The 23,860-nt window shown below is 60.1% G+C and carries 19 protein-coding genes and 1 pseudogene; 2 read left to right on the forward strand and 18 right to left on the reverse strand.

Going from position 1 to position 23,860, the window contains the following annotated elements:
* Window positions 1–6: 6 nt before the first annotated feature.
* The 6 genes and pseudogenes from AB4Y85_RS14275 to AB4Y85_RS14300 all read right to left on the reverse strand — a co-directional run bounded on the left by AB4Y85_RS14275 (window position 7) and on the right by AB4Y85_RS14300 (window position 6,852).
* A complete protein-coding gene (locus tag AB4Y85_RS14275) occupies window positions 7–744 on the reverse strand; it encodes an SDR family NAD(P)-dependent oxidoreductase (protein ID WP_441985573.1) in 738 nt (245 codons plus the stop codon).
* Window positions 741–1,922: a cytochrome P450 gene (locus AB4Y85_RS14280; RefSeq protein WP_441985574.1), complete on the reverse strand. Its 1,182-nt coding sequence runs from the start codon at window positions 1,920–1,922 to the stop codon at window positions 741–743. The genes AB4Y85_RS14275 and AB4Y85_RS14280 overlap by 4 nt, the downstream gene beginning before the upstream one ends.
* 254 nt (window positions 1,923–2,176) lie before the next feature.
* Window positions 2,177–2,719: a VOC family protein gene (locus AB4Y85_RS14285; protein ID WP_441985575.1), complete on the reverse strand. Its 543-nt coding sequence runs from the start codon at window positions 2,717–2,719 to the stop codon at window positions 2,177–2,179.
* 118 nt (window positions 2,720–2,837) lie between these two features.
* Complete coding sequence (locus tag AB4Y85_RS14290; RefSeq protein ID WP_441985576.1) at window positions 2,838–4,172, reverse strand: hydantoinase/oxoprolinase family protein; 1,335 nt, start codon at window positions 4,170–4,172, stop codon at window positions 2,838–2,840.
* A 78-nt stretch (window positions 4,173–4,250) separates the two neighbouring features.
* A complete protein-coding gene (locus tag AB4Y85_RS14295) occupies window positions 4,251–5,699 on the reverse strand; it encodes a hydantoinase B/oxoprolinase family protein (RefSeq protein ID WP_441985577.1) in 1,449 nt (482 codons plus the stop codon).
* A gap of 102 nt (window positions 5,700–5,801) precedes the next feature.
* A pseudogene (locus AB4Y85_RS14300) lies at window positions 5,802–6,852 on the reverse strand (aspartate aminotransferase family protein).
* 24 nt (window positions 6,853–6,876) lie between these two features.
* On the opposite strand from AB4Y85_RS14300, the gene AB4Y85_RS14305 reads away from it, so the two are divergent.
* Window positions 6,877–7,572, forward strand: a complete 696-nt coding sequence (locus tag AB4Y85_RS14305; RefSeq protein ID WP_441985578.1) for an IclR family transcriptional regulator — start codon at window positions 6,877–6,879, stop codon at window positions 7,570–7,572.
* A gap of 15 nt (window positions 7,573–7,587) precedes the next feature.
* On the opposite strand, the gene ltaE is transcribed toward AB4Y85_RS14305, so the two are convergent.
* The 6 genes from ltaE to nikB form a co-directional block, all read right to left on the reverse strand.
* On the reverse strand, window positions 7,588–8,649 hold the full coding sequence (gene ltaE / locus AB4Y85_RS14310) for a low-specificity L-threonine aldolase (RefSeq protein WP_441985579.1): 1,062 nt from the start codon (window positions 8,647–8,649) through the stop codon (window positions 7,588–7,590).
* A 35-nt stretch (window positions 8,650–8,684) separates the two neighbouring features.
* On the reverse strand, window positions 8,685–10,328 hold the full coding sequence (locus AB4Y85_RS14315) for an ABC transporter ATP-binding protein (RefSeq protein ID WP_441985580.1): 1,644 nt from the start codon (window positions 10,326–10,328) through the stop codon (window positions 8,685–8,687).
* Between the two features lie 40 nt (window positions 10,329–10,368).
* A complete protein-coding gene (argH, locus tag AB4Y85_RS14320; protein ID WP_441985581.1) occupies window positions 10,369–11,880 on the reverse strand; it encodes an argininosuccinate lyase in 1,512 nt (503 codons plus the stop codon).
* 163 nt (window positions 11,881–12,043) lie between these two features.
* Window positions 12,044–13,612, reverse strand: coding sequence for an ABC transporter substrate-binding protein (locus AB4Y85_RS14325; protein WP_441985582.1), 1,569 nt, complete (start codon window positions 13,610–13,612; stop codon window positions 12,044–12,046).
* 39 nt (window positions 13,613–13,651) lie between these two features.
* Window positions 13,652–14,515 carry an ABC transporter permease gene (locus tag AB4Y85_RS14330; RefSeq protein ID WP_441985583.1) on the reverse strand — a complete coding sequence of 288 codons (864 nt, stop codon included), beginning with the start codon at window positions 14,513–14,515 and terminating at the stop codon, window positions 13,652–13,654.
* Window positions 14,508–15,428: a nickel ABC transporter permease gene (gene nikB / locus AB4Y85_RS14335; RefSeq protein ID WP_441985584.1), complete on the reverse strand. Its 921-nt coding sequence runs from the start codon at window positions 15,426–15,428 to the stop codon at window positions 14,508–14,510. Before nikB ends, AB4Y85_RS14330 begins: the two co-directional genes overlap by 8 nt.
* A gap of 206 nt (window positions 15,429–15,634) precedes the next feature.
* On the opposite strand from nikB, the gene AB4Y85_RS14340 reads away from it, so the two are divergent.
* Entirely contained in the window at window positions 15,635–16,558 is a 924-nt protein-coding gene (locus tag AB4Y85_RS14340; RefSeq protein ID WP_441985585.1) for a LysR substrate-binding domain-containing protein, read from the forward strand.
* A gap of 50 nt (window positions 16,559–16,608) precedes the next feature.
* Here AB4Y85_RS14340 and AB4Y85_RS14345 read toward each other — a convergent pair whose 3' ends face one another.
* From AB4Y85_RS14345 to AB4Y85_RS14370, 6 genes are all read right to left on the reverse strand, one after another.
* Window positions 16,609–18,132 carry a carboxypeptidase M32 gene (locus AB4Y85_RS14345; protein WP_441985586.1) on the reverse strand — a complete coding sequence of 508 codons (1,524 nt, stop codon included), beginning with the start codon at window positions 18,130–18,132 and terminating at the stop codon, window positions 16,609–16,611.
* A gap of 17 nt (window positions 18,133–18,149) precedes the next feature.
* Window positions 18,150–19,154 (reverse strand): ABC transporter ATP-binding protein, encoded by a 1,005-nt coding sequence (locus tag AB4Y85_RS14350; RefSeq protein WP_441985587.1) that lies wholly within the window; start codon window positions 19,152–19,154, stop codon window positions 18,150–18,152.
* A complete protein-coding gene (locus AB4Y85_RS14355) occupies window positions 19,106–20,125 on the reverse strand; it encodes an ABC transporter ATP-binding protein (protein ID WP_441985588.1) in 1,020 nt (339 codons plus the stop codon). Before AB4Y85_RS14355 ends, AB4Y85_RS14350 begins: the two co-directional genes overlap by 49 nt.
* On the reverse strand, window positions 20,122–21,033 hold the full coding sequence (locus AB4Y85_RS14360) for an ABC transporter permease (protein ID WP_441985589.1): 912 nt from the start codon (window positions 21,031–21,033) through the stop codon (window positions 20,122–20,124). Before AB4Y85_RS14360 ends, AB4Y85_RS14355 begins: the two co-directional genes overlap by 4 nt.
* Entirely contained in the window at window positions 21,030–22,004 is a 975-nt protein-coding gene (locus AB4Y85_RS14365; protein ID WP_441985590.1) for an ABC transporter permease, read from the reverse strand. The genes AB4Y85_RS14360 and AB4Y85_RS14365 overlap by 4 nt, the downstream gene beginning before the upstream one ends.
* Window positions 22,005–22,152: 148 nt before the next feature.
* Entirely contained in the window at window positions 22,153–23,733 is a 1,581-nt protein-coding gene (locus AB4Y85_RS14370) for an ABC transporter substrate-binding protein (protein ID WP_441985591.1), read from the reverse strand.
* Window positions 23,734–23,860: the final 127 nt, after the last annotated feature.

Here is a 23,860-nt window from a genome sequence, read left to right on the forward strand (position 1 = left end):
GCTGGTTCAGCTTCTGGGCAATGCGCGCAGCAGGCTGTGGCAAACACCGCCATCCACGACCAGCTGATGTCCATTCACGTAGCGAGCCTTGTCGGAAGCGAGATACCAAACCGCCTCTGCAATATCCTCGACCGTACCCAAGCCGCCATTCGGCACTGCACCGCCACGGGCGGCACGCACCTTGGGATCGGCATAGATCGGAGCCGACATGCCGCCGTCGATAAAGCCAGGTGCCACGCTGTTGACCCGGATGCCGAACGGACCCCATTCGATGGCCATGTGCTCGGTGAGCTTCGCGATCGCCGCCTTGGCGGCAGGATAGGCGCCTGCGCCCGGACCGGGCGTGATGGCATTGATCGATGTGATATTGATGATCGCGCCGCCACGATCGGCCATTGCCTTCGCCGCCACCCACGAGCAGGTAAACGTGCCCAGTACGTGAACATCGAGCACTTTGCCGAACTGAGCCGGGCTCTGCTCCAGCAACGGGCCGAACGAAACGATGCCGGCATTGTTCACAAGTACATCGGGCGCAGCGCCGAACTTGGCGAAGGCCGCCTCGACCGCCGCCTGATCGGTGACGTCAGCAACCAAGGCAACGCCGTTCGAAAACTCTGCTGCAGCGGCCTCGGTCTTTACCGGATCCAGATCCAATATACCGACACGAAAGCCTTCAGCATCGAATTTTTGAGCAATCCCTGCTCCCAGACCAACAGCGCCGCCTGTTACGATCACGGACTTCATGACTTTGCCTCTGTCTCATGGTTCAGCAGAACCGGATAGGAAGAGAAATTCTTGCGGGAGGTGTTCATATCACGAACGGCTTGGCGCTCGGGGTCGGGGCGTACGTCGCGATCGAGAAGCGCTCGCACCAATTGGGTGACGATGCCGTATTGGTGATTGGCAGGATCGGTTTCCGGCCCAGGCAGGACACCGCCATCGAGATCGCGGCCAAGGCACATATGCATGCCATAGCCGAAGGTCAGCCCCCAGGATGGGACGCCATCAGCGCGCGACCGGTCTGGATCGAATTCGTCCGCGGTTTCACCGAAGAGATCACGCTGGCGATTGGCTGCGGCGAAGTCCAACACGACCCTGCCCTCACCCGTGACCGGGCACGAGCCTTCAGGCCGCCGCCAGGCAACAGGGCTCGCCGGATGCAACCGGAAGCTTTCATGCACGCAACGCTGAAGGTAAAGCGGATCCTCGCGCAGATTCTGCCGCGCAGAAAGATCAGGCCAACGCTGGAAAATCTCGTGCATGGCATGGACCATGGAGTTCGCCGTCGAATGCGAGCCCGCCTGAAGAAAGAATGCCATCTCGCGCAAGATCACTTCATCCGAGAGGCCCAACTTCTCGCGCTCGCGCAGCAGCAGCGTCAGGATATCGCGCGGCAACGCATCGCCGCCCTCCTCCAGCGCCTTCAACCGCCGCTCGATGGAAGGTATGAGAAAACTTGTTCGCAGCTCTTCAAGTCCGGCGCGTACTTCTGTGCGGACTTCTTCCTTGTCGCGGGTGGAATGCACCAAGGTCGCGCCCTCCGAAAAAGTCTTTACCAATCGCAGCAGACGCTCGGTTTCATCCGCCGTTTTTTCGGGCCGGTCGATCCCGGCGAAGTCGGCCGTCAAGTTCATCGTCACCCGATAACCGAACTCCACGAGATCCATCCGGCCTTGCGTGATGGATGTTTTGAGAACCTGCGCCAATGCCGGCGGAAAAATTTCGGCCTCGTAATAGGCGAAATAATCTTTGCGCAGGATCGAGAATTCGAGCACCCGGCGCTTATGATGCTCCGGCCCATGCAACGTGAGCAGAACACTATCCATCACGACGCCACCCTCATCGTAGAGAGCCTGCCGCATTGACCTATCCGCCAGGACACGGGTGATTTCGTGATAGTCAGTAACGACGCGTTCGTTCATGAAACAGCCCTTCGACGACGCATATGATCGTGCTGCTCAAGTTTCGGACTTGGATCGCGGGAGATGGCGTGGGACGCGACGAAGACAGCCTTCGGCGCCCGCTTTAGCGGGTGATGATCGTCCACGGCTCCTCCCGTAGCTTGGAATTTGTCCAATCATCGCCACTACGGGAGCATGGTCAATTTTAATAATCTAAGAGAAGCTATCTGTTTTTCAGATGCCTCTAGAGGCACATTGCAGCCGCTGTCGAACGATCAAGCTTTGATCGCCGGCCAGCCTTCCCGGATCGGATCCGAACCATCCCAGTCAACGGCAGCCTGAGCAATCTGCTCGAACACCGAACGACGTTCCGGTCCTTTCCTGGTGATCTCGAAAACCAGCTTCGGATCTTCGGGATGTTCCATATAGGCGAAGGGTCCGTAAGCCGAGCGGCCTTCTTGAATCATAATCCAGCCCTGCGCACGTGCGCGTGCGACGGCGCCATCGAAATCCTCTTCCCAGGATGAGACATGCTGGAGCGGACTGCCATCTTCGTAGCGGTCGAACCACTCTGTGTAGATGCTCGGAGCCGGGCTGAGTTGCTGGATGAGTTCGATCTGAAGATTTCCGCTATTGGCCAACGCCGCGTGCATTTCCAGTTCGATGGGCTCGCCGCGATAAATGCAGACCGGAAGGCGGACATTCCGATTCACAAACCACGGACCGATTCCGACCTTCTCAGACAGAAACTTCATGCGGCTGTCGATATCGCGCACGACATACCCTGCCTGTTGGATATTCCCGAACACACGGCTCATACTTTCCTCCCCAGCCACCCTGTGGATGGACCAATTTTTTGTATTTCAAAGAGACAGGCCCGAAACCAGCACATCGTACTGGCGGGCTGTCTCGAGCGATGGGACGGGCTAGTCTTTGTTAACGGGGATCCATGGTCAATTCGAATAAACTTAACAGCTCTATCTGAAAAACCGATGCAGAGCCGGTGAATGCCACCGGCTCCAGGGGCAATGCCCTGCCCGACCGCTTGGTCGAACCCAATTCGTCCATGATGGATTGAGCTGCCCCACGGTCCAGCTTGCGCCGCCCCCCAAGAAAATTGTCGGCATCGAGATAGCCGAGGAGCAGGTTGGCATCGGTCACGGCAGGCACTTTGCCGCCATTGCCGTAACAGGCAGGCCCAGGAACCGAGCCCGCGCTCTCGGGACCGACATGGAAGGTCCCGCCCGAATCCACGCGCGCGATCGAGCCGCCGCCGGCGCCAATGCTTGCAATGTCGAGGCTGCGCAACGCGATACGCTGGTCCGCAAGCCCGCCATCCGCCGAGAGCACCGCCTGCCCGCCCGCAATGAGCGAGATGTCCGTGCTCGTGCCGCCCATATCGAAGGGAATGAGATCGCCAACGCCGAGAAGGTCGGCGCAGCGACGCGAACCGGCGATGCCTCCGGCGGGTCCGGATAGAACCGTTCCGGATGCAAGCCTGGCCGCCTCCTCGACAGGCGCCATTCCACCATGGGAGAGGATGATGAACAGGTTACCCGAGAAGCCCGCATCAGTGAGACGCCGCTCGAGATTATTGAGATAGCGCCGGACGGCAGGGCCGACATAAGCGTTCACGACAGTCGTCGAGACGCGCTCGTATTCCTTGATCTGAGGCAGCACATCGCTGGAACGCGAAACATAGACATCCGGCAGCTCGCGCTGAAGACGCTCGACCGTCTCGATCTCATGCTGCGGGTTCCGGTAGGCATGAAGATAGCAGATAGCGACGGCTTTAGCCCCAGACTGCTTGATCGCCTCGATGGCCTCACCCAGAGAGTTCTGGTCGAGCGGCGTCATTACCGAACCATCCGGACGCAGGCGCTCGCGCACCCCGAAGCGACGGTGGCGCGGAACGAGCGGTTCAGGCGGCGGCAAGCGCAGGTCGTAGCGATTGCCTTTCAGACCCTCGCGCATTTCCAGCACATCGCGATGCCCTTCCGTCGTCAGAAGGGCAACCTTCGCACCCTTGCGCTCCAGAAGGGCGTTCGTCGCTACGGTCGTTCCATGCACGAAGCGGCCTGTCCGGCCGAGCATGTCGGCCAGGGACAATCCATGACGGTGGGCCAGTTCTTCGAGACCGGTCATCACGCCGATCGACTGGTCGGTGGGGGTCGATGGAGATTTTGCGAAGATGGTATTTCCGCTCTCGTCAATTGCGACCAAATCTGTGAACGTGCCACCGACGTCGACACCAATGGTAAACGTTTTCATGATGCTTTCACTCCGCTCTCGACGGCATCGATAAGACCTTCCTGGAGATCGCGCCTGCGCGCCTCCTCGCTTCGTTTCTCAGGCGCCCCCCAGCAGCCCAGAAGCACCATGTCGCGCGCCGTCGCCAGCGGTGTTGGCGCGTGCAGGTTTTGCAGTCTCCACGACGAGATCGAGCGCTACGCCGAGTCCGCCGCGATATTGTCCGTCACCCCCGGAATCCGCCCGTAATTCATGATGCTTAAAGTGAAGCGGGAAGCGGGCTTCAGCGACTTCGATGCTGCCGAACTTGATGCCGCCGGCGGTATGCCACTCACCGATGGACGACCAGCCGTCGCCCTCGGAGGATGCGCCACCGCCCGGCCGGGCGTGGAACATGTGCCAGATGAACTCGCGACCGGTGCGCGGGTCTTCTCCTTGAATGGCGATGCGGAAGCGACGGCTCCAACCGGCCATCGCGCGGTCAGGACAGGAGGCGGCAAGCGCCTTCACAACCGCCTCGACGATCTCGTTGGAGGGATGGCTCGTACACAACGTCACCGGACGCCCGGGGTCCGCCCAGACGATGGTGCCCGGCTTCGCGACGATCTTCAGTGGACGCAATGCGCCGGAGCTCTTGGGTGTTTCAGGGTCGATCAGATATGCGAAGGCCATGACGACCGCCGCCTGCATGTTGGCATGGGACGAATTGACGAAGCTGATCGCCTGAGGATCCGAATCCGTGAGATCGACTTCGACATCGCTGCCGCTTTTCGTCACCTTGGCGGTAATGCGGATGTTCTCGCGCCCAAAACCGTCATCGTCCAGGAAAGCCTCGCCGTAAAAGACGCCGTCCTTCCATGTCGAGACCACGGCGCGCGCCTGCTGCTCCGCGGCGTCAAGGATCATCTCGATCGCCTCCTCGACGAGTTCCGAGCTGAACTCCGCGAAGAGCTTCGCCAAGCGGCGCTCGCCGAGATGCGCGGCACCCACCATCGCTGCGAGATCGCCCCTGAAGTCACGCGGATTGCGGACATTAAGAGCAAGCATATCGAGAAGGTCTTCGCGCAGCCTCCCCGCCTCATAGAGCTTTATTGGTGGAATCCTGAGGCCTTCCTGCCAGATCTCGGTCGCGTTCGGGTTATATGCGCCGTGGGTGGCGCCTCCGATATCGCTCTGATGCGCTCTCACGATGGTCCAGAACAGGCGCCGCTCGCCATCGAAGACCGGAACGAACGCCGTCAGGTCCGGCAGGTGACTGCCGCCGTGATAGGGATCGTTCAGCAAGAACACGTCACCGGGGCGAATATCCTGGAAACGTTCCTCGACGGCGTGCGCGGCCCAGGGCAATGCTCCCACATGGACGGGGATGTGATCCGCCTGGGCGACGAGGCGGCATTTCGTGTCGCAAATCGCGAGGGAGAAATCGCGACTCGAGTTCAGGATCTGCGAATAGGAGGTCCGCAGCGTCGCTTCGCCCATCTCGGCGACAATCGAGCTGAAGCGATGCTGGACCACCGAGCGGGTAATTGGATCGACTGTTGTCGACATTGTTGACTTCCTCGTCATAGGGACAGAGCTTCTCTGCCCTCAGAACTTGGCTGAGTGGATCATGGTCGGAAAAAGATTTTGAGAGATGCAGTCCGTTCGCAATCAGGCTGTAGACGGCAGGGCCTCCAGCGAGTTGGAGACAGCCGATACGATTTCCTGCACATCGTCATCGGTCATCGGCGTCGAGAGCGCCATGAGACCGTAGCTCGCCACAAGGATGCCATTATTGAGTAGGTTGAGATTGAACGCGGCAAGCTGGCGGGACTCCGCATCGCTCATATAGGCCGACCGATAATCCCTCACAGGTTTGTCGGTAAAGTGGATCTTCAGGAGCGACCCGAGACCAACCGCGCCGCCTGGAATATTCTGCCGTCGAAATGCCTCGTTGATCTCCGAGCGCACCGCATCACCCATCGCGTCAAGACGGGCGAAGGCCGCTTCACCAAGCAATTCCATCGCCGCCAAACCAGCGCGCATGGTGACGGGATTTGCTGAGAATGTACCGCCATACGGGAGCGCGGGCTTTCCGGCGCTAGGATCGAACACGGCCATCACGTCCTCACGCCCACCGATAGCGCCAACCGGGAAGCCGCCTCCGATGATCTTGCCGAGAGTCGTGAGATCGGGGTCGATGCCCCACAGCCCTTGAGCACGGTGATACCCGAGGCGGAAGGTGATCACCTCGTCGAAGATCAAGAGAGCGCCAACCTCGCGTGACCTCGCGTAGCGCCTGAAGATGCGCCTTGTCGGCAGGTGCCAATCCCGCGCGGTTCGGCATGGGGTCCACGAGCACGAAGGCGAGGCTCGGGCCATGCTCGCGAATGAGGCTGACCGCAGCGTCGATATCGTTGAACGGGATCGTCACCACATCGGCGAGAACGTTCTCAGGCGTTCCTTTTGCGTATGCCACCGAAACAGGTACGTTGCCACCCCAAGCCTCAGGTTTAGGATCAAGGCTCACTTCGGCATAATCGTAGGAGCCATGATATGCTCCTGCACACTTGGCGATCTTCGGACGCCCGGTAAATGCGCGCGCCGCCTTCAGCGCCATCACGACCGCTTCGGGGCCGGAATTCGCGAAACGAACCTGACCGTCCGAGGGGAGCCTGCTTGCAAGAAGCTCGGCCAGATCGATCTCGGATTCTGTCAGCATTCCGAACGCGGAGCTCAGAGCCAATTGCTTGGTCGCAGACTCGTTCAAGGCCGGGGGAATAGCCTCTCCAAAGGCTTGGAACGTGCCGATCTTGTTCAAAGCGGGCAAGGCCGCAACCGGTCTTACAACCTCGGTCCTCGGCTGGGGCGCCATCTCCATGCGGCTGCCGATGACGGCTGGATCACCGCCCTTGCGCGCCCTCACCTGAAAGAACTTGTCGAGACTTCGGGCGAGACTTGTTACCTCACCCGTATCGTCGGGCGCCGCGTCCTCGTTGCGGTATCGGTATCGCCCGAGGTGCGCTGGCGCGGATATGTCCAGCCCGGCATCGAGATGCTGCCGCATGCCGCCGCAACCGCAAAGGCGATCATGGCCTTTCAGGGCGCCTCCCTCATCGAGCAGGTCTTGAGCGAAACGCTTCCAAAGTTCACAGCCAACACACGCACGGATACAGCCTGGATCGAGAGCGAATTCGCCAAGGTGCGTGAGCGCAACTATGCGACCTGCATCGGTGAGATCGACGAGGGACTTGCTGCGCTCGCGGTACCCATCAAGCAGCCTGACGGCCAGGTTCTTCATGCTCTGGGCGTGACGGGCCCCCTACAGCGGATCATGGACGACTCCATGCCGGAGCGAATTAATGCTCTTCAGCAGACAGCGTCCAAATTGGAAAGCGCCCTCTCCCTTGGGGCCAGCATCACGAAAAGAAATGGCGGGTAAGCTCACGCTACCCGTTTAAAGCCTCGAGCCGTAGAGCGACGATGAGTTTGCGGTCCCACCGACATAACTCGGAGCCGAGCTGAAATAGCTCTTCACCGCGGCGCCGACCATACCGATATCGTCTGAGCTGATACCGAGGTGTGTCACAAAACGGGCCACGGGGCCGATCGCGGCAAGAATACCTTTCTGATCCAAATGAGCCTGCAGGCCGGCACAATGTTCCGCCGGGATGCCCACGAAAAGCATATTCGTCGCCAATGAGACGACCTCGACTTCCTCGACGGCTTGGAGCGCATCCGCCAAACGTGCCGCATTCGCATGATCTTCGGCCAGGCGATCCATATGATGATCGAGGGCATATCGGCAAGCGGCGGCAAGATAGCCGCTCTGCCGCATGCCGCCGCCAAGAACCTTACGCCAGCGGCGCGCTTCCTTGATGAAATCCTGACTGCCGACAAGAACCGAGCCAACCGGAGCGCCCATGCCTTTCGAGAAGCACAAGGATACAGAGGCGAAAGGCGCGCAGATCTCTGACAGGCTGTTGTTGCTAGCAATCGCCGCATTCCAGGCACGCGCGCCGTCCAGGTGGAAGATAAGGCCATTGTCGCGAGCGAACTTCGCCGCTTCTTCCACATAGGTGGAAGGAAGAACCTTGCCACCTGTCGTGTTTTCAAGTGCCAGAAGCCTGGACCGCGCGAAGTGATAATCGTCCGCCTTGATGGCGGCGCGTACCTTGTCGAGAGGAAGCGTCCCGTCCGGGGCGTTCTCGATCGGTTGCGGCTGGATGCTGCCAAGCACCGCGGCGCCCCCACCTTCGTACTTATAGGTATGGGCCTCCTGACCGACGATATACTCGTCGCCCCGCTGGCAATGGGCCATGAGAGCAGCGAGATTGCTCTGTGTGCCGGACGGGAAGAAGAGAGCAGCCTCCTTGTCGGCGCGCTCGGCGACTGCTTCCTGAAGCGCGATCACCGATGGGTCGTCGCCCCACACGTCATCACCAACAGGGGCCGCGTTCATCGCTTCGATCATGCCCTTGGTAGGACGCGTGACCGTGTCACTGCGCAGATCAATCATGTGTAACTCGTTTCCAGCAGGGGATATGGGAGAGATCAGGATGCGACTGCGCCACTTGTATCCGCGACGACATCGAACGCCGCCTTCAGGAGTGCCTGCGTATACGGATGTTGTGGCGCATTGAAGATGTTGGCAGCCTCTCCGCGCTCGACAACCTTGCCTGACTTCATGACGATGATCTCTTCACACAAGGCCTTCACCACCTTGAGATCGTGGCTGATGAAAAGGTATGCCAGATTGTGCTTCTTCTGCAGGTCCCGCAGCAGGTCGATGATCTGCGCCTGGATCGACATGTCCAGTGCCGAGGTGGGTTCATCGAGAACGACGAATTTAGGTTTCAGGATCATCGCGCGTGCAATGGCGATGCGCTGACGCTGACCACCGGAGAATTCGTGCGGATAACGGTCGCGAACAGACGGATCGAGACCGACTTCTTCGAGAATGGAAGCGATCATCTGTTCCCGCTCGCTTTCGGACGTTCCGATATTGTGGATCTTTAATCCTTCGCCAATGATGGCCGACACGGATTTGCGTGGGCTCAAAGAGCCATAGGGGTCTTGGAAAACGATCTGGATCTCCCGCCGCAATTCGCGCAAGGAGTCTTTGTCCAAGCTCTGCAGCTCCTTGCCTTGGTAACGGATCGATCCTTCACTCTCGATCAGTCTCAGGATGGCGGTGCCTAGCGTGGATTTACCTGAGCCGCTTTCGCCGACGACGCCGACCGTCTGTCCGCGACGGACCGTCAGGTCGATCCCATCGACCGCTTTCACATGAGCGACCGTGCGGCGCAGGAAGCCGCCCTTGATATTGAACCAGACCTTCATGTCGCTGGCTTCGAGGATGACGGGAGCATCCGTCTCCGTCGGAATGGGCTGTCCCTTGGGCTCGGACGCCAACAGGTGCTTGGTATAGGCGTGACGAGGGTCCACGAAGATCTGCTCGGTCTCGCCGGCTTCCACGATCTCGCCCTTGTTCATCACGCAGACGCGGTCCGCCATCTTGCGGACGACACCGAGATCATGCGTGATCAGAAGCATGGCCATCCCGAAGCGGCTCTGCAGGCTCTTGAGCAGCTTAAGGATCTGCGCCTGCACGGTCACGTCGAGCGCGGTCGTCGGCTCGTCGGCGATCAGCAGGTCAGGCTCGTTGGCGAGAGCCATGGCGATCATTACGCGCTGACGCTGGCCGCCGGAGAGCTCATGCGGAAAGGCATTCAACCGCTTCTCCGGCGTCGGAAGGCCGACGAGGGTCATAAGCTCGATGATGCGCTCGCGAGCTTTCTCGCCGCGAATGTTCTTATGAAGCGCCAGAACCTCGCCGATCTGCTTCTCCAGGGTTTGAAGTGGATTGAGGGAGGTCATGGGCTCCTGGAAGACCATCGCGACCTTGTTGCCGCGGATGGCCTCCAACTCGCTTTCCGACGCACCCAACAACTCGCGACCGGCAAAACGAATGCTGCCGGTCTGTTCGTTGGAAACCGCATAGGGAAGCAATTGCAGGATGGACAGAGCGGTGATTGATTTTCCCGATCCGGATTCCCCAACCAGCGCCAGAGTTTCACCCTTCTTCAGCTGAAGAGAAACACCTTTCACGGCTTGGACTTTGTTGTCCGAGGTCAGGAAATCAACGCGCAGATCCTTGATCTCGAGCAGGGCTTCCGAAGTGTTGGGAAGTGACATGGGTAGTACCTCTATTCCGGCCTGTCCTGTTCGCCTGCTGTTAGGCGGAGACGATGGTGTCGATGGCGGCATCGAGCTTGGCAATCGCCTCGCCGATCCGGGCACGTTCCGCGGCAACCCACGAACGGCCATCCGCCAGCTGAACCTTGGCCACCTCCAGCATACGGTCCACCTCGGCAGGGGCAACGCTGCCGGTTGTCACACGGGTCTGAACGAAGTTCTCAGGATCGAGGGCCCGCGTCAGGGTCTCCTGGCTAAGCTGCACATCGCGGCCGATGGTCTCCTGCGCGGCGCGGTTCAGTGCCTCAACTGTGACCGTCGTGGGCGTAATGTTCTCGGTCAGGCAGATGCGTACGAGGCGAGCCACGACATGGTGAACCTGCCTGAAGGACAGGCCCGTCTCGCGAACAATGACATCGGCAAGGTTACTCGCAGTGCACCAGCTGCCGTTAAGCGCCTCACGCATGCGCGTCTCGTGCACAATCAGCGTCGCAATGATGCCGGTGAAGAGATCGAGCATGCCCTCAGTCGCCTCGAGAGCATCGTCGATGAGCGGAAGATCGCGCATCGCCTGATCGCCCGTGCCTTCGGCGCGGAAGGTGCCGAGCGCGGTAGCGAGCCAGGTCACGGAACCACCGGCAACCTTTTTGATCGTCTCAAGTCCGGCCGGATTCTTTTTCTGCGGGAAGATGCTGCTGGTGCCGCAATAGGCGTCATCCGACTCCACGAAGCCGAACTCGGTGCTCGACCAGATGTGAAGATCGGTGGCGAGATCGTTCAGGGTCGACATGGCGATGGAGAGCGCGCCGATGGCATCGGCCGCATAGAAGGCTTCGCGCCCGAGCTTGGAGTTTTCGAGCACAGCGGCAAAGCCAAGAAGCTCCGTCGTCCGCTGCCGGTTCAGCGGCCAGGACGTGCCCGACAGGCCGACCGCGCCCAGCGGATTCAGGTTCACGCGAGCATAGGACTCCGTGATGCGGGTGAAATCCTCGGTCAAACGCGTCGCGATGCTGAGCAGGTAATGGCCGAACACCCAGGGCTGCGCCTGCTGCATGTGGGTATAGCCCGGCATGATGGTGCGCGAGTGCTTCTCGGCTTTAGCGATGAGGGCCTCGCGGAATGTATTCAGCTGGTCGAGCACATCGAGCATGCGATTGCGCTTGTAGAGGCGGCGAACTGTGGTGCCCTGGTCGATGCGGCTGCGGCCCGTATGCATCTGACCGCCAATGTCCTCGCCCATCCGCGCGAAGAGATAAGCTTCGACCTGGAGCAGGAAGCTTCCCTTGACGGGATCGATGGGAAACGTGGCCGGGTCCATGTGGCGCAGCTCGAGCAGTCCCTTCAGGATCACGCCGGCCACATCCTTCGGCAGGATGCCCTGTTCGGCGAGCATGACAGTATGAGCGAGATCTACATGGTTGAACTCACGGAAGTGACGCTTCTCACGGGCAAGGCCCGGAATGTCGTGATACTTGATCAGACCTTCTGCCGGAGGGCTGCTGAGGCGGGCCTCGGTCAGCAGGATTTCACGTTCGGTCACCGGCTTATTCATCGTTACTTCCAGTTCAGAGTAGAGTTTATCAGTGGCGGAGGCATGGCTTCGCCGTTCGCGGAAAATCCGCGTCGGGTCATTTCTTGGTTTGAAGGATCGGCTCAGGCGGCGTGCGGGCCGCCTGAGCCATCATTGCTACAAGGAGGATTCCCCTCCCCGGCTGTTACTGCTTCGTGACTTGATCGAGCTTCACGATCTCATCGCCGAAGACTTCCAGGCCCTTTAGGCCCTTGGAGGTGCCGATGAGTTGGACCTGATCGAACAGCACGAGAGAGTTGGGCGCTTCGTTCCAGACGATGCTCTGCACATCGCCATAGGCCTTCATGCGGGTCTCGTAGTTCATGTCCACAAAGGCCTTATTCAGCAACTCATCGATCTTGGGGTTGTTGTAGCCCGTCAGGTTCGATGCGTCCGTGCTGAAGAACTTGCGGCGCAGGCGCCAATCCGCATTCGTGACGCCCGTACCGAGCAGCCACATGTTGGCTTCGTTGCTGCCTTTGCCGGTACCCTTGCCCTCTTCAGGACGATAGAGCGTCTTCTGATAGGTCGCCCATTCCCAGACCTTGAACTCGGTCTCGAAGCCGACGGCATTGAGATAGCCCTGTACGGCTTCGGCCACGGCCTTGTCCTTCATGTAGCGCCCGGCGGGCGTCCACATGACGATCTTCTCCTTGAAGCCGCCCGGGAAGACTTCCGCGATAATCTTGCGCGCCTTTTCCGGATCGTAGGGATAAGCCGTCTGCTTGGAGCGGCCCTGCGCGCCTTCGGGGAAGATACCTTCCGGCTTGTTGCCGTAGCCGTTCAGGATCTTCTCGATGATGGCGTCGCGGTCGATGGCATGGTTGATCGCCAGACGAACGCGAGGATCGTCGAAGGGCGGCTTCGTGGTGTTGAGCTCGAAGAAAATCTGGAAGGAGCTCGGCTCCACGACCAGTTCGGTCTTGCTGTTCTGCTTGATCTTGTCCGCAGATTCAGGAGCAATGTTGAGCGCGATGTCAGCATTTCCGGCCTCAAGCTCGATCACGCGCGCGCCCGCTTCCGGCACGGGGCGGAAGGTCATGGTGTCGGCTTTGCCGGGCGTGCCGAAGTAATCGGGATTGCGCTTGATGATCACATGCTGCCCTGGAATGAATTCCGAGATCATGTAAGGGCCCGTGCCGACTGGATTGCGGGAATAGGCGCGGCCACCATTCTTTATGGCTGTCGGGCTGTTGATGGAGGAATACTCGTCCGACAGGATTTCGAGGAGCATCGGCGACGGTTCCTTCGTCGCGATTTCCACCGTGTGGGGATCGACCACGGTAATCTGACTGATATTGGTAAAAAGCGAACGATTGGGCGAGCCCAGGGCGGGATCGGCGATACGGTCCAGGCTGAACTTTACCGCTTCGGCATCGAAGGGCGTGCCGTCATGGAACTTCACGTCCTTGCGCACCTTGAAGGTCCACTTCAAACCGTCTTCCGACTTCGTCCACGATTCGGCCAGATCGGGCACGATCTCGGTGAGTTTGGTGTCCTTCCAGCGCACGAGCGTGTTGAAGATGTTGTTGAATACGACCTGAGACGGCGTGCTGCGCGACACGGCTGGATCGAGCGTGTCCACATCCGTACCCTGCACGACGCGCAGGTTGAACTCGGCCCGTGCGGTCGACGGCGACATGAACGCGGTGGCGCTCAGAAGGGCAAGGCCCAGTCCAAGGCAGGAGCGGCGGGTAAACGTCGAAAAGTGCATTGGTCCCTCTTTCCTTATATTTCGGAGTTGCATGAAAAATCAGAGTGCTTTGCGCGAACGGGGGTCGATAAAGTCCCGCAAGGCATCGCCGACGAGGTTGAAGCTCAGGATGACCAGGAACAGAGCGAGGCCAGGTGCGAAGATCACGTGCGGATGACTCGTTATGTGAGCGCGGGAGGCCGCAATCATGGCACCCCATTCGGGCGTGGGCGGCTGCGGACCCAACCCTAGGAAGCTCAGGCCCGATCCGATGAGGATGGCCTCGGCGAGCGAGAGTGTGCCCTGAATAATGATCAGCGACATGGTGTTCGGCAGGATGTGGGAGAACAGGATACTCGAATCCTTGGCTCCCAGAGCCTTCGCTGCCATGGTGAACTGGCGACGCTTCAGGGCCAGAATCGGCCCACGGAAAAGCCGCACATTCGCAGGGATCGTCGAGATGCCGATGGCGAGCGTGAGGCTGAGAACGCCGGAGCCGAAGATCGTGACGACGATGATCGCCAGCAGGGTGCGCGGGAACGCAATCATGAAATCCATGAAGCGCATCACGAGGCTGGTGAACCAGTTCTCATAATAGCCGCAGAGAGAGCCGATCACGATGCCGATGACCATCGCGATAGAGACACTCACCACCGCCACCACGAGGGTGATGCGGGCGCCCCAGACAAGACGCGCCAGCATGTCACGACCGAGTTCATCGGTTCCCAGCGGATAGGAAGCCGATGGCGAAAGTAGCGCCGTGCTGAGCGAGACGCGCGTGGTGGCGGTCCAGTCGTAAAGCAGTGGGGCGAAGATGGCGGCCAGTACGAAGACGATCGTAATGAACGCTGCTGCGATGGCGACATAGTTGCGCCGCCGCAGGAGGTATCCGAAAAAGCCCTGCGACTTGGCGGGCTTAGGCATAGGAGATGCGAGGGTCGAGGATGCCATAAATCACGTCTACAAGAAGGTTGATGATGACGACGGCAGCAGCGAACACCAGAATGGTTCCCTGCACGACATAGATGTCACGGACCATGATCGCGTCGACCATGTAGCGACCCATGCCAGGCCAGGCGAAAACGGTTTCGACGATGACCGCGCCGCCCAGGAGACGACCGAAGTCGAGGCCGAGCACAGTCACGATCGGGATCGATGCATTGCGCAGGGCATGGCGATAGGTGACCTTTTGCCACGAAAGACCCTTGGCGCGCGCCGTGCGGATGAAATCCTCGGACAGAACGTCAAGCATGCTTGAGCGCGTCAGCCGGGCGAAAGTCGCGACATAAGGCAGCCCGAGCGTGAGGCTCGGCAGGATCAGGTGCGACCAGCCTCCCCTGCCCGTAGGCGGAAGCCAGCCGAGCATGGATGCGAAGACGAGCATCAGGATGAGGCCGAGGAAAAAACCTGGCATCGAAATGCCGAGCACCGCGATGCTCGTCACTAAACGGTCAGCTGCGCCGCGTGGATGAAGAGCGGAATAGATGCCGAGCGGCACACCGAGCAGTACGGCAATCAGCATGCCGGCGATTGTGAGTTCGAGCGTTGCCGGAAACGTTCTGGCGATGCCTTCTGTCACAGGAGCCAGTGTCTGGAACGACTCTCCAAGATCGCCTTGCAGAAGCTTCTTGAGATAGATGCCGTATTGAATCGTGAGGGGCTGATCGAGACCGTAGTTGACACGGATCTGCGTGATATCAGCTTCGGTCGCATCGGGTCCCGCAGCCATGCGCGCAGGATCGCCCGGTATCAGATGAAGGACGAGAAAGACGGCGACCGATACCCCAAGCAACATGGGTATGAGCATCGTCAGACGTCGGAGGATGTAAGTCACCATGATTGTTGGCGAGCCTTGCAATGATGTCTAGCCAGCGAAGTGCGGGGATTAGGCATTTCTGAGTTGCATGATTCAAGTACATATGCCCTACTATCTCCATAACGATATGTTATGCGCAGGGTATACCCTTAGAGAAGCAGCGCATCGTAATAATAAATCTTAGACGAACGACTATATGATGCGTCTAAATCGACGAGTAATGCTTCATGCAACTGAATCCACGACAGGTCGAAGCTTTCAGAGCAGTCATGCTGACAGGCAGCATGACTGTGGCAGCAGAACTTCTGAAGATTACGCAACCGGCCGTAAGCCGCTTGGTGAAGGACCTTGAGGCGGATCTGAAGCTCACGCTTTTCAGACGTGAAGGCAATCGCCTCGTGCCGAGCCATGAAGCGACGATCTTGTTCACGGAAGTTGATCGTTTTTATGTCGGCATGGATCGCATTGCGAAGATCGCCAATGACCTTCGCCAAGCTAAAGTGGGCAGCCTCCGCATTGCTTCCATCAACGCATTGTCATTGAGCTGCCTCACGCAGGCCATCAGCATATTTCAGTCGGACCGCCCAGCGGTGAATATCTCTCTCGAGAGCCTAAACTCACGCCTCGTCCTGGACTTCGTGGCGGGCCGCCATTTCGATGTCGGCTTTGCTCAGGTGACTGGTGAGTTTCCTGGCGCAGATCTCATTCCGCTTCCCTATGTGGAGGCAGTCTGCGTCGTACCGGCGCATTATCCCATCGTGGAGAAGGAGTTCCTCGAACCACAAGACCTCCAGGATCTGCCGTATATTTCCCTAGGGCGGAACAGTCCGCTCCGACTCAAGATCGATCAGGTATTTACCGAGGCTCAGGTCTCACGGCACGAGTTGATGGAAACCTCCCTAGCCGCAAGTGCAATTGCCCTCGTTGCCTCTGGCCTTGGTGTTTCCATCGTCGATCCTTTCACGGCAACATATCTCAGCCCGAACAGTGTCGTGCGTCGACCATTCCGGCCAAGTATTCCCTTCGACGTCGCGGTCGTCAGGCCGACCCATTATCAGCATTCCCGCCTCTGTCAGGACTTCATCGAGATCATGGTGGGTCTCTTCAAGAAGGAAGGCAGACAGCATGGCATGCCAGCCCTGAGACTTTAAGCGAGTGAGCAGCACTTACTGCGCTGGAGCACTGGCCATAGGAAACGCTGTTATTCTGCGTATTTGCCTTGGAGATAAGCGATGTAGGGAGCTGGATCGAGCTTGCGGCCAGTCTCGCGCTCCAACAGCTCATCGCGGCTGAAGCGGCGTCCGTGCTGCCAGATCCTGGTGCGCAACGCCTCGGCCAGGCCCGAATACTCCCCTGCCCCGATAGCATCGTCGAGCGAAGCATCTTGCTTGCGCAGGGTGTCCATCATCTGCGCGCCCATGATGTTGCCGATGGTGTAAGTGGGGAAAGAGCCGATATAGCCCGTTGACCAATGCACATCCTGCAACACGCCGCGGGCATCATCCGGCACGTTGAGATCGAGATCGCGCTTGATCGCCGCGTTCCACGCCGCCGGCAGGTCCGACACCGGCAGGGAGCCGTCCATGAGCGCTGTCTCAATGTCAGCGCGCAGCATGATGTGGAGATCGTAAGTCAGCTCATCGGCCTCGACCCGGATGAAGCCGGGCTCGATGCGCGTAACGGCGCGGTAGAACTCTTCCGCGTTCACATCGCCGAGCTGCTCCGGGAAATGGTTCTGTAGCTCCGGAAAGTGCAGCTGCCAGAACGTCCGGCTGCGAACGATGTGGTTTTCCCATAGGCGTGACTGCGATTCATGGGCGCCGAAGCTGGTGCCGCCGACTGCATAGAGGCCGACCAGATCGGTGGCGAGGGTCGTGCGCGTATAAGCCGGATCGACGCCCTGCTCGTAAAGTCCATGGCCGCTTTCATGGGCCGTGCCGAAGATGGAAGCGGGCAGGTAATTGCGGGTATATCGCGTGGTGATGCGCACGTCGTTGCGGGTGAACGACACCTCGAATGGGTGCACGGTCGTGTCGAGCCGCCCGCGCTTGAAATCGTAGCCGAGCTTCTGGGCAACCTTCAACCCGAAGGCACGCTGCCCCTCCTCCGGATAATCACGGAACAGGAAGTCCGAGCGAGGCGCGGGGCGCGCCGTTGCCGCGCGGAGGATCGGAAGGATTCCGGCGCGAAGCTCCCCGAACAAAGCTTTGAGGCTTGAGGCTGTCTCCCCCGGCTCATAGATCGAGAGCATCGCATCGTAAGGATGCTCGCTCCACCCGATGCAGTCGGCATAGGCCCGCGAGAGTTCGACCGTCTTGGCAAGATATGGCGAGAAGGTAGCGAAATTGCTCTTCGAGCGCGCCTCGATCCAGGCCGATTGTGCGACTGTGCGCAGGGCCGCCCGCTCCTGGATAAGCGATGCGGGAACGCTGCGGTGATGCTCCACCGCATGGCGCGTCTGGGAGACCATCCGGCGCTCGGCGGAATCCTCAGCCGAGGATTCGACAGCGCGCTCAGCTGCTTCCAGCGCCTTCAGCGTCTCATTCGAGAGGAGGAGATCACGGGCGATGCGGGTCAGCGTCGCGATCTGATGGCCGCGCGTCTCCGCGCCGCCTTCCGGCATCATGGTGCGCGAGTCCCATGTGAGGACGGAGGTAGCGTTGAGCACGTCGTTGACGGCGCCGATGCGCTCATGCAGCGCCTGCAGAGATGAAGTCTGGGTCATGTCCTGAAGCTCTCGTCTTAATCGGTTCCGCCGGTGTTGAGATGGCACGCGGAGAAGCGGCCCGGTGCAATGGCCTCCAGCGGCGGTGCCTCGCGCTTACAGCGCGGGCCCGCGAATGGGCACCGAGGATGGAAGTGGCAGCCGCTCGGCGGGTTGAGGGGCGAAGGGATCTCACCCGCAATCGGACGGAAATCCTTACGCCCCACACCGATGCGCGGCACGCTCTCGAACAGTGCACGCGTGTAGGGATGGTTTGGATTGGCGTAGAGTTCCGAGGTCGGCGCCAGTTCGACGATGCGGCCGAGATACATGATCGCGACGCGATCTGACACGTGCCGCACGACACCGAGATCGTGGCTGATGAAGATACCCGTCAGGTCAAGATCCTGACGCAGATCCATGAACAGGTTGAGCACTTGCGCCTGAATCGACACGTCGAGGGAAGCCACAGGCTCATCCAGCACCAGAAGGTCGGGCTTCATGGCAAGCGCACGGGCAATTGCAATGCGCTGGCGCTGGCCGCCGGAGAACTGGTGCGGAAAGCGACGGCGATAGCTCGGATCGAGACCCACACGCCCCAGCAGGTCCGCCACGTAGCCATCGGCTTCGCGAGCCTTGATGATCTTGTGAGCCACGGGGCCCTCAGACACGGTGTCGCCGATACGCATGCGCGGGTTGAGACTCGCGAACGGGTCCTGGTGGATCATCTGCACGCGGGTCGTCAGCTTCTGGGTGCGCCGACCCTGCTGCTTGGCGACGGGTGCATTACCGAAAAGGATCTTGCCGTCGCTGGGCGTGTAGATGCCCGCGATCATGCGTCCGAGAGTGGACTTGCCACAGCCGGATTCGCCCACGAGGCCGACGACCTCACCCTTGGCGACGGACAGGCTGACATTGGTGACCGCACGCACGGTTTCCGCTTTCGTACCTGCTCCGAGCATCCCGGCGATGCGCTCGCCGAGACTCGGAAGCTTCACGAAGCGCTTCGATACGTGGTCGATGTCAAGGAGAGCGGCTGGCATGTAACGGGCTCAATCGGATAATGGCAAAGGGCGGTGCGTCCATCATCGAAATGTTGAACGGGTGGCGTGGTGGTGCAGGCCGGGCCTGCCTTCGCGCAGCGGGGCGCAAAGGCGCAACCAGGCGGCAGGTTCGCCAGCGAGGGCGTGGAGCCGGGAACCTGCGGAAGACGTGCTCCGGGCTCATGCTCGGACGGAACCGAGGCGAGAAGTCCCGCAGTATAAGGGTGGCGCGGGGACGCGATCACATCGGCGGCGGGGCCGGTTTCCACGACGCGTCCCGCATACATGACGCAGATGTCGTCGGCGAGGCTCGACACGACCGCGAGGTCGTGCGTCACCCACACGAAAGCCGTGCCGGTTTCGTCCGCGAGACGGCGCACCTCGGCAAGGATCTGTCCCTGGATCGATACGTCGAGCGCCGTCGTCGGCTCATCGGCGATGATGACAGCAGGGTTGTGCAGAAGCGCAATGGCGATTGCCACGCGCTGGCGCATGCCGCCGGAAAGCTGATGCGGATAGGCATCGAGCCGTTCCTCCGGGCTCGGAATGCCCACCTTGGCAAGCGCATCCCTGGCACGCTCCCGCGCGACCTTCTTCGAGACCCTGTCGTGCGCACGCACGGCCGCGATCATCTGCGTACTGATCTTGAGGACCGGATTGAGCGTCATCATCGGGTCCTGGAAGACCATGGCGATCTGAGCGCCTCGGACCCGGCGGATGGCTTCCCCCTTGAGACGCGTGAGGTCCTTGCCGTTCAGCAGAACCTCACCGCCCGCGATTTTTCCCGGCGCCTCGATGAGACCGAGGATCGAGTAGCCAGTGACGCTTTTTCCGGAGCCGGATTCACCGACGAGACCAAGGATGCGGCCACGCGCGACCGCGAAGCTGACGCCATCGACGGCTTTGAGAACGCCGCCACGCGTTTGGAACTGCGTTTGGAGATTGTTGACACGAAGAACGGCGTCACTCATCGACTGCGCCTCGGGTTCAGAACGTTGCGCACTTGATCGCCAACGAGATTGATGGCGACGACGGTCAGCATCAGGGCGATGCCGGGATAGATCGAGATCCAGTAGCGGCCCGAAAGCAGGAACTGGAAACCGTTCGAGATCAGCGACCCCAGAGAAGGCTGGGTGATGGGAAGCCCGAGCCCCAGGAAGGACAGGGTCGCCTCCAGGGCGATGGAATTCGCCACCTGCACCGTCGCCACCACGATGATGGGCGGCAAGGCATTAGGCAGAAGATGGCGGAAGAGCACATGCCGCGCTGGCAGCGGAGTCGAGAGCGCGGCCTCGATATAATCCTTACGCCGCTCGGCACTCGCCGCTCCATGCGCAGTACGGGCGAAATAGGCGTATTGCGCCGCTACCAGGGCCGCGACGAGCTGCATCAGCCCCTGCCCCAGCATGGCCACGAGCACCAACGCCAGCAGGATTGCCGGCAGCGAGAGCTGCAGGTCGATGATGCGCATGATGATCGCTTCGATGCGGCCGCCATAATAGGCTGCGACCAACCCGACCGTCGTGCCGAGCACCAGAGCAAACGATCCTGCCATGACGCCCACGATCAAGCTGGTCCGCAATCCATAAAGTATCGCGGAGAAGAGATCGCGGCCGGCGGCATCGGTGCCGAGCCAGTGGACATAGCCGCCCGACCCGATCTCGCCGGGCTCCAGGCGCGCATCGAAAAGATCGAGCGCTCCCTGATCGTAGGGATCCTGCGGAGCCACGACAGGCGCGAGGATCGCCAGCAGAACGATAGTTACGACGACGACGAGCGCAACGACCGCGACAGGGCTTTGCCGAAAATCGGACCAGAAGTTGGAAAGCTTGGTCCAGCCGGTTTCGGCGGGAACCGCGAAGGCGGGAGAACTACTCATGACGCGGCCTTTACGCGAATGCGTGGATCGAGCTGTCCATAGACGAGGTCGACAATGAGGTTGATCAACACGAAGAGGAACACCACCAGGATGAGGTAAGCGACCATCACGGGCCGGTCGAGCACGGTGATGGAATCGATGATGAGCTTGCCCATGCCGGGCCAGTTGAACACCGTCTCGGTGACGACCGCGAAAGCAAGCGTCGAACCGAGTTCGAGGCCGAACACGGTGACGATGGGGATCGAGATGTTCTTGAGCACGTGAAGACCGACGACCTTGCGCTCGGACAATCCTTGGGCACGGGCGAAACGCACGTAATCGGAACTCATCACCTCCGCGGTTCCGGCACGGGTCAGGCGGATCAGCAGGCCGAGCTTGAACAATGCGAGGTTGAAGGCGGGAAGGAGGATATAGCTCCAACCTTCAAGCGAGGTGATCGACATGGGAATGCCGAAGACCGTGCTCGTCGGCCCGCGACCGCCGGAGGGCAGCCAGCCGAGCTCGACCGCAAACGTCATGATGAGGAGAAGGCCGACCCAGAAACTCGGAACGCTGAAGCCCAGGACCGAAAATGCCATGATCGCCTTGGCGGAGAGCGATTCCGGCTTGTAACCCGCCCACAATCCAAGCGGAATTCCAAGACAGGTGGCGATCATCATCGCGGTCAGGGCGAGTTCGAGCGTCGCCGGGAAGCGCGACCAGATGAGGCTCAGCACCGGAAGGCGATAGATGAACGACTCTCCGAGATCTCCATGGAGCATGTTGCTCATGAATACGAAATATTGCTCGATCAAAGGACGATCGAGGCCGTAGCGCTGAATGAGCGCCTCGCGCAGGGCCTGGTCCGACGCCGGGTCGATCATCACGTCGATAGGGTTGCCGATGGCGTAAACGCCAAGGAACACGATGATCGACATGGCGATCACGACCATAAGCGCTTGAAGAACACGCTGAATAAAAAAACCGATCATGCTGTCTCGTGCACGGCTGTGCGATAACCAGATTCCGTGGGAACCGCATCGCCTTTTTGGAAGAACGATCAAACGATAAATGGAGAGGGACGACAACGCCCCTCTCCCAGTTCGACCGGCCAGGACTCCCGGCCGGCTGTGTTTACGATCAGCTCTTCGGCTTGATCTCGTAGGCCAGGGTTTCCTGGTCGACGCGCGGCGGAATGGTGAGCATGCCCTTCTTGGCTGCCCACACGGTCTGCAGCTGAACGGTCGGGATCAGGGCCCGGTCGTTCATGGAGACTTCCGTCGCCTTTTCGAAGAGGGCGCGGCGCTTCGTGTCGTCCATGGTGCGGCTACCTTCCTGAAGCAGCTTGTCCACCTCTGGGTTGGAGTAGCCCTGCTTGTTGAACGCGCCGAGGCCGAGCGATGGATCGGCTGTGTGCACCAGCGAGCCGTAGGTGTAGCTCGCCTCACCCGTCAGTGTACCCCAACCGCTCATCCAAAGGGAGAACTCGCCCTTCTGCTGAGCCGGGAAGAACACCGTGCCGTTGAGGGCATTGGCATTGATTTTCAGGCCGGCGCGCGCCCACATCTGAGCGAGAGCCTCACAGACGGCGGAGTCGCCAGGAAGGCGGTTGTTGGTGCAGTGGAAGTCTAGCTCGAAGCCCTTCGGATAGCCTGCATCGGCGAGCAACTGCTTCGCCTTCGCGAGATCGTAGGGCTTTTCCGGCAGGTTCTTGTTGCCGCCGAAGAACGTCGCCGGCATCAGCTGGTTCGCGGGCCGACCCAGGCCTTCGAGCACGACGCGAACGAGCGTCTTTCGGTCGATGGCGAGATCCATGGCTTCGCGCACCTTGGGATCGCGCAGCGGGTTGGCTTCGATTTCCTTGCCGTCGACTTTCGCCTTCTTCGGCAGGGTCTCTTTCACGTTGGGCGTGAGGTTCAGGTAATACACCGAGTCGGCGACGAACGTGTCCACCGACTTGTCCTTCTGCATCGCTGCATAATCGGTCGCAGGCACATAGTTGACGAGATCGACCTGACCCGACTTGAGCGCCGCCACGCGGGCCGGATCGCTCGGGATTTCCTTGCGAACCACCTTCTGCCACGGCTGCTTCTCGCCCCAATAGCTGTCGCTGCGTTCAAGGACGAGATCGCCCTTCGGCTCCCAGGAGACGAACTTGTAAGGACCTGTGCCGATGGCAGCCTTGCCGGAGTTGAACTGCTCGTTGCGGGCCTCCATGCCGACGGACTTCGACACCACGAAGAGGCGGATGAAGTCGTTCGGCAGGGTGGGAGCAGGAGCCTTCGTCTTAACGTGCAGGGTGTATTTGTCGGCGACCTTCGTCTCCGCAACCTGCTTCGTGTAGATCGTCATGCTCATCGGGCCGGTGACGACCGGGATACGATCGATGGAGAACTTTACGTCCTCGGCTGTCAATTCGGATCCATCGTGGAATTTCACGCCTTCGCGAATCTTGAATTCCCAGGTCGTGTCGTCAATCGGCTTCCAGGACGTCGCGAGACCGGGTTTCAGCTGCAGATTGTCGTCCGACATGACGAGCGTGTCGAAGATGTGCCGGAGAGCTTCCGCCTGGCTGCCAAGCGTCGACCAATGCGGGTCCATGGAGTCGGGGCCTGCACGCAGACCCATGGTCAGCGTTTGCGCCGACACTGCGCCACCAAGCACCGTTCCCAGCATCAGAGCTGCAACGAGCGATCCGCCCAACTTGAAAGTTTTGTTCAATTCACTTCCCCTCTTGCTAACGCCCTGGCTTTTCGTCCAAGGTGTTCTTATCGATTAGAACGGTAGGTCACTCAGTTTAGAAAAGTCAACAGCACAGTGCCTAAAACGCAGCCATCTTCTGGGTCTT

Source organism: Microvirga sp. 2YAF29 (assembly GCF_052114605.1).
In the GTDB taxonomy this organism is placed as follows: domain Bacteria; phylum Pseudomonadota; class Alphaproteobacteria; order Rhizobiales; family Beijerinckiaceae; genus Microvirga.

Coding starts and splice junctions, on each gene's coding strand:
- AB4Y85_RS14275 (WP_441985573.1), bottom strand. CDS start 744: ATGAAGTCCGTGATCGTAACAGGCGGCGCTGTTGGTCTGGGAGCAGGG.
- AB4Y85_RS14280 (WP_441985574.1), bottom strand. CDS start 1,922: ATGAACGAACGCGTCGTTACTGACTATCACGAAATCACCCGTGTCCTG.
- AB4Y85_RS14285 (WP_441985575.1), bottom strand. CDS start 2,719: ATGAGCCGTGTGTTCGGGAATATCCAACAGGCAGGGTATGTCGTGCGC.
- AB4Y85_RS14290 (WP_441985576.1), bottom strand. CDS start 4,172: ATGAAAACGTTTACCATTGGTGTCGACGTCGGTGGCACGTTCACAGAT.
- AB4Y85_RS14295 (WP_441985577.1), bottom strand. CDS start 5,699: ATGTCGACAACAGTCGATCCAATTACCCGCTCGGTGGTCCAGCATCGC.
- ltaE (WP_441985579.1), bottom strand. CDS start 8,649: ATGATTGATCTGCGCAGTGACACGGTCACGCGTCCTACCAAGGGCATG.
- AB4Y85_RS14315 (WP_441985580.1), bottom strand. CDS start 10,328: ATGTCACTTCCCAACACTTCGGAAGCCCTGCTCGAGATCAAGGATCTG.
- argH (WP_441985581.1), bottom strand. CDS start 11,880: ATGAATAAGCCGGTGACCGAACGTGAAATCCTGCTGACCGAGGCCCGC.
- AB4Y85_RS14325 (WP_441985582.1), bottom strand. CDS start 13,612: ATGCACTTTTCGACGTTTACCCGCCGCTCCTGCCTTGGACTGGGCCTT.
- AB4Y85_RS14330 (WP_441985583.1), bottom strand. CDS start 14,515: ATGCCTAAGCCCGCCAAGTCGCAGGGCTTTTTCGGATACCTCCTGCGG.
- nikB (WP_441985584.1), bottom strand. CDS start 15,428: ATGGTGACTTACATCCTCCGACGTCTGACGATGCTCATACCCATGTTG.
- AB4Y85_RS14340 (WP_441985585.1), top strand. CDS start 15,635: ATGCAACTGAATCCACGACAGGTCGAAGCTTTCAGAGCAGTCATGCTG.
- AB4Y85_RS14345 (WP_441985586.1), bottom strand. CDS start 18,132: ATGACCCAGACTTCATCTCTGCAGGCGCTGCATGAGCGCATCGGCGCC.
- AB4Y85_RS14350 (WP_441985587.1), bottom strand. CDS start 19,154: ATGCCAGCCGCTCTCCTTGACATCGACCACGTATCGAAGCGCTTCGTG.
- AB4Y85_RS14355 (WP_441985588.1), bottom strand. CDS start 20,125: ATGAGTGACGCCGTTCTTCGTGTCAACAATCTCCAAACGCAGTTCCAA.
- AB4Y85_RS14360 (WP_441985589.1), bottom strand. CDS start 21,033: ATGAGTAGTTCTCCCGCCTTCGCGGTTCCCGCCGAAACCGGCTGGACC.
- AB4Y85_RS14365 (WP_441985590.1), bottom strand. CDS start 22,004: ATGATCGGTTTTTTTATTCAGCGTGTTCTTCAAGCGCTTATGGTCGTG.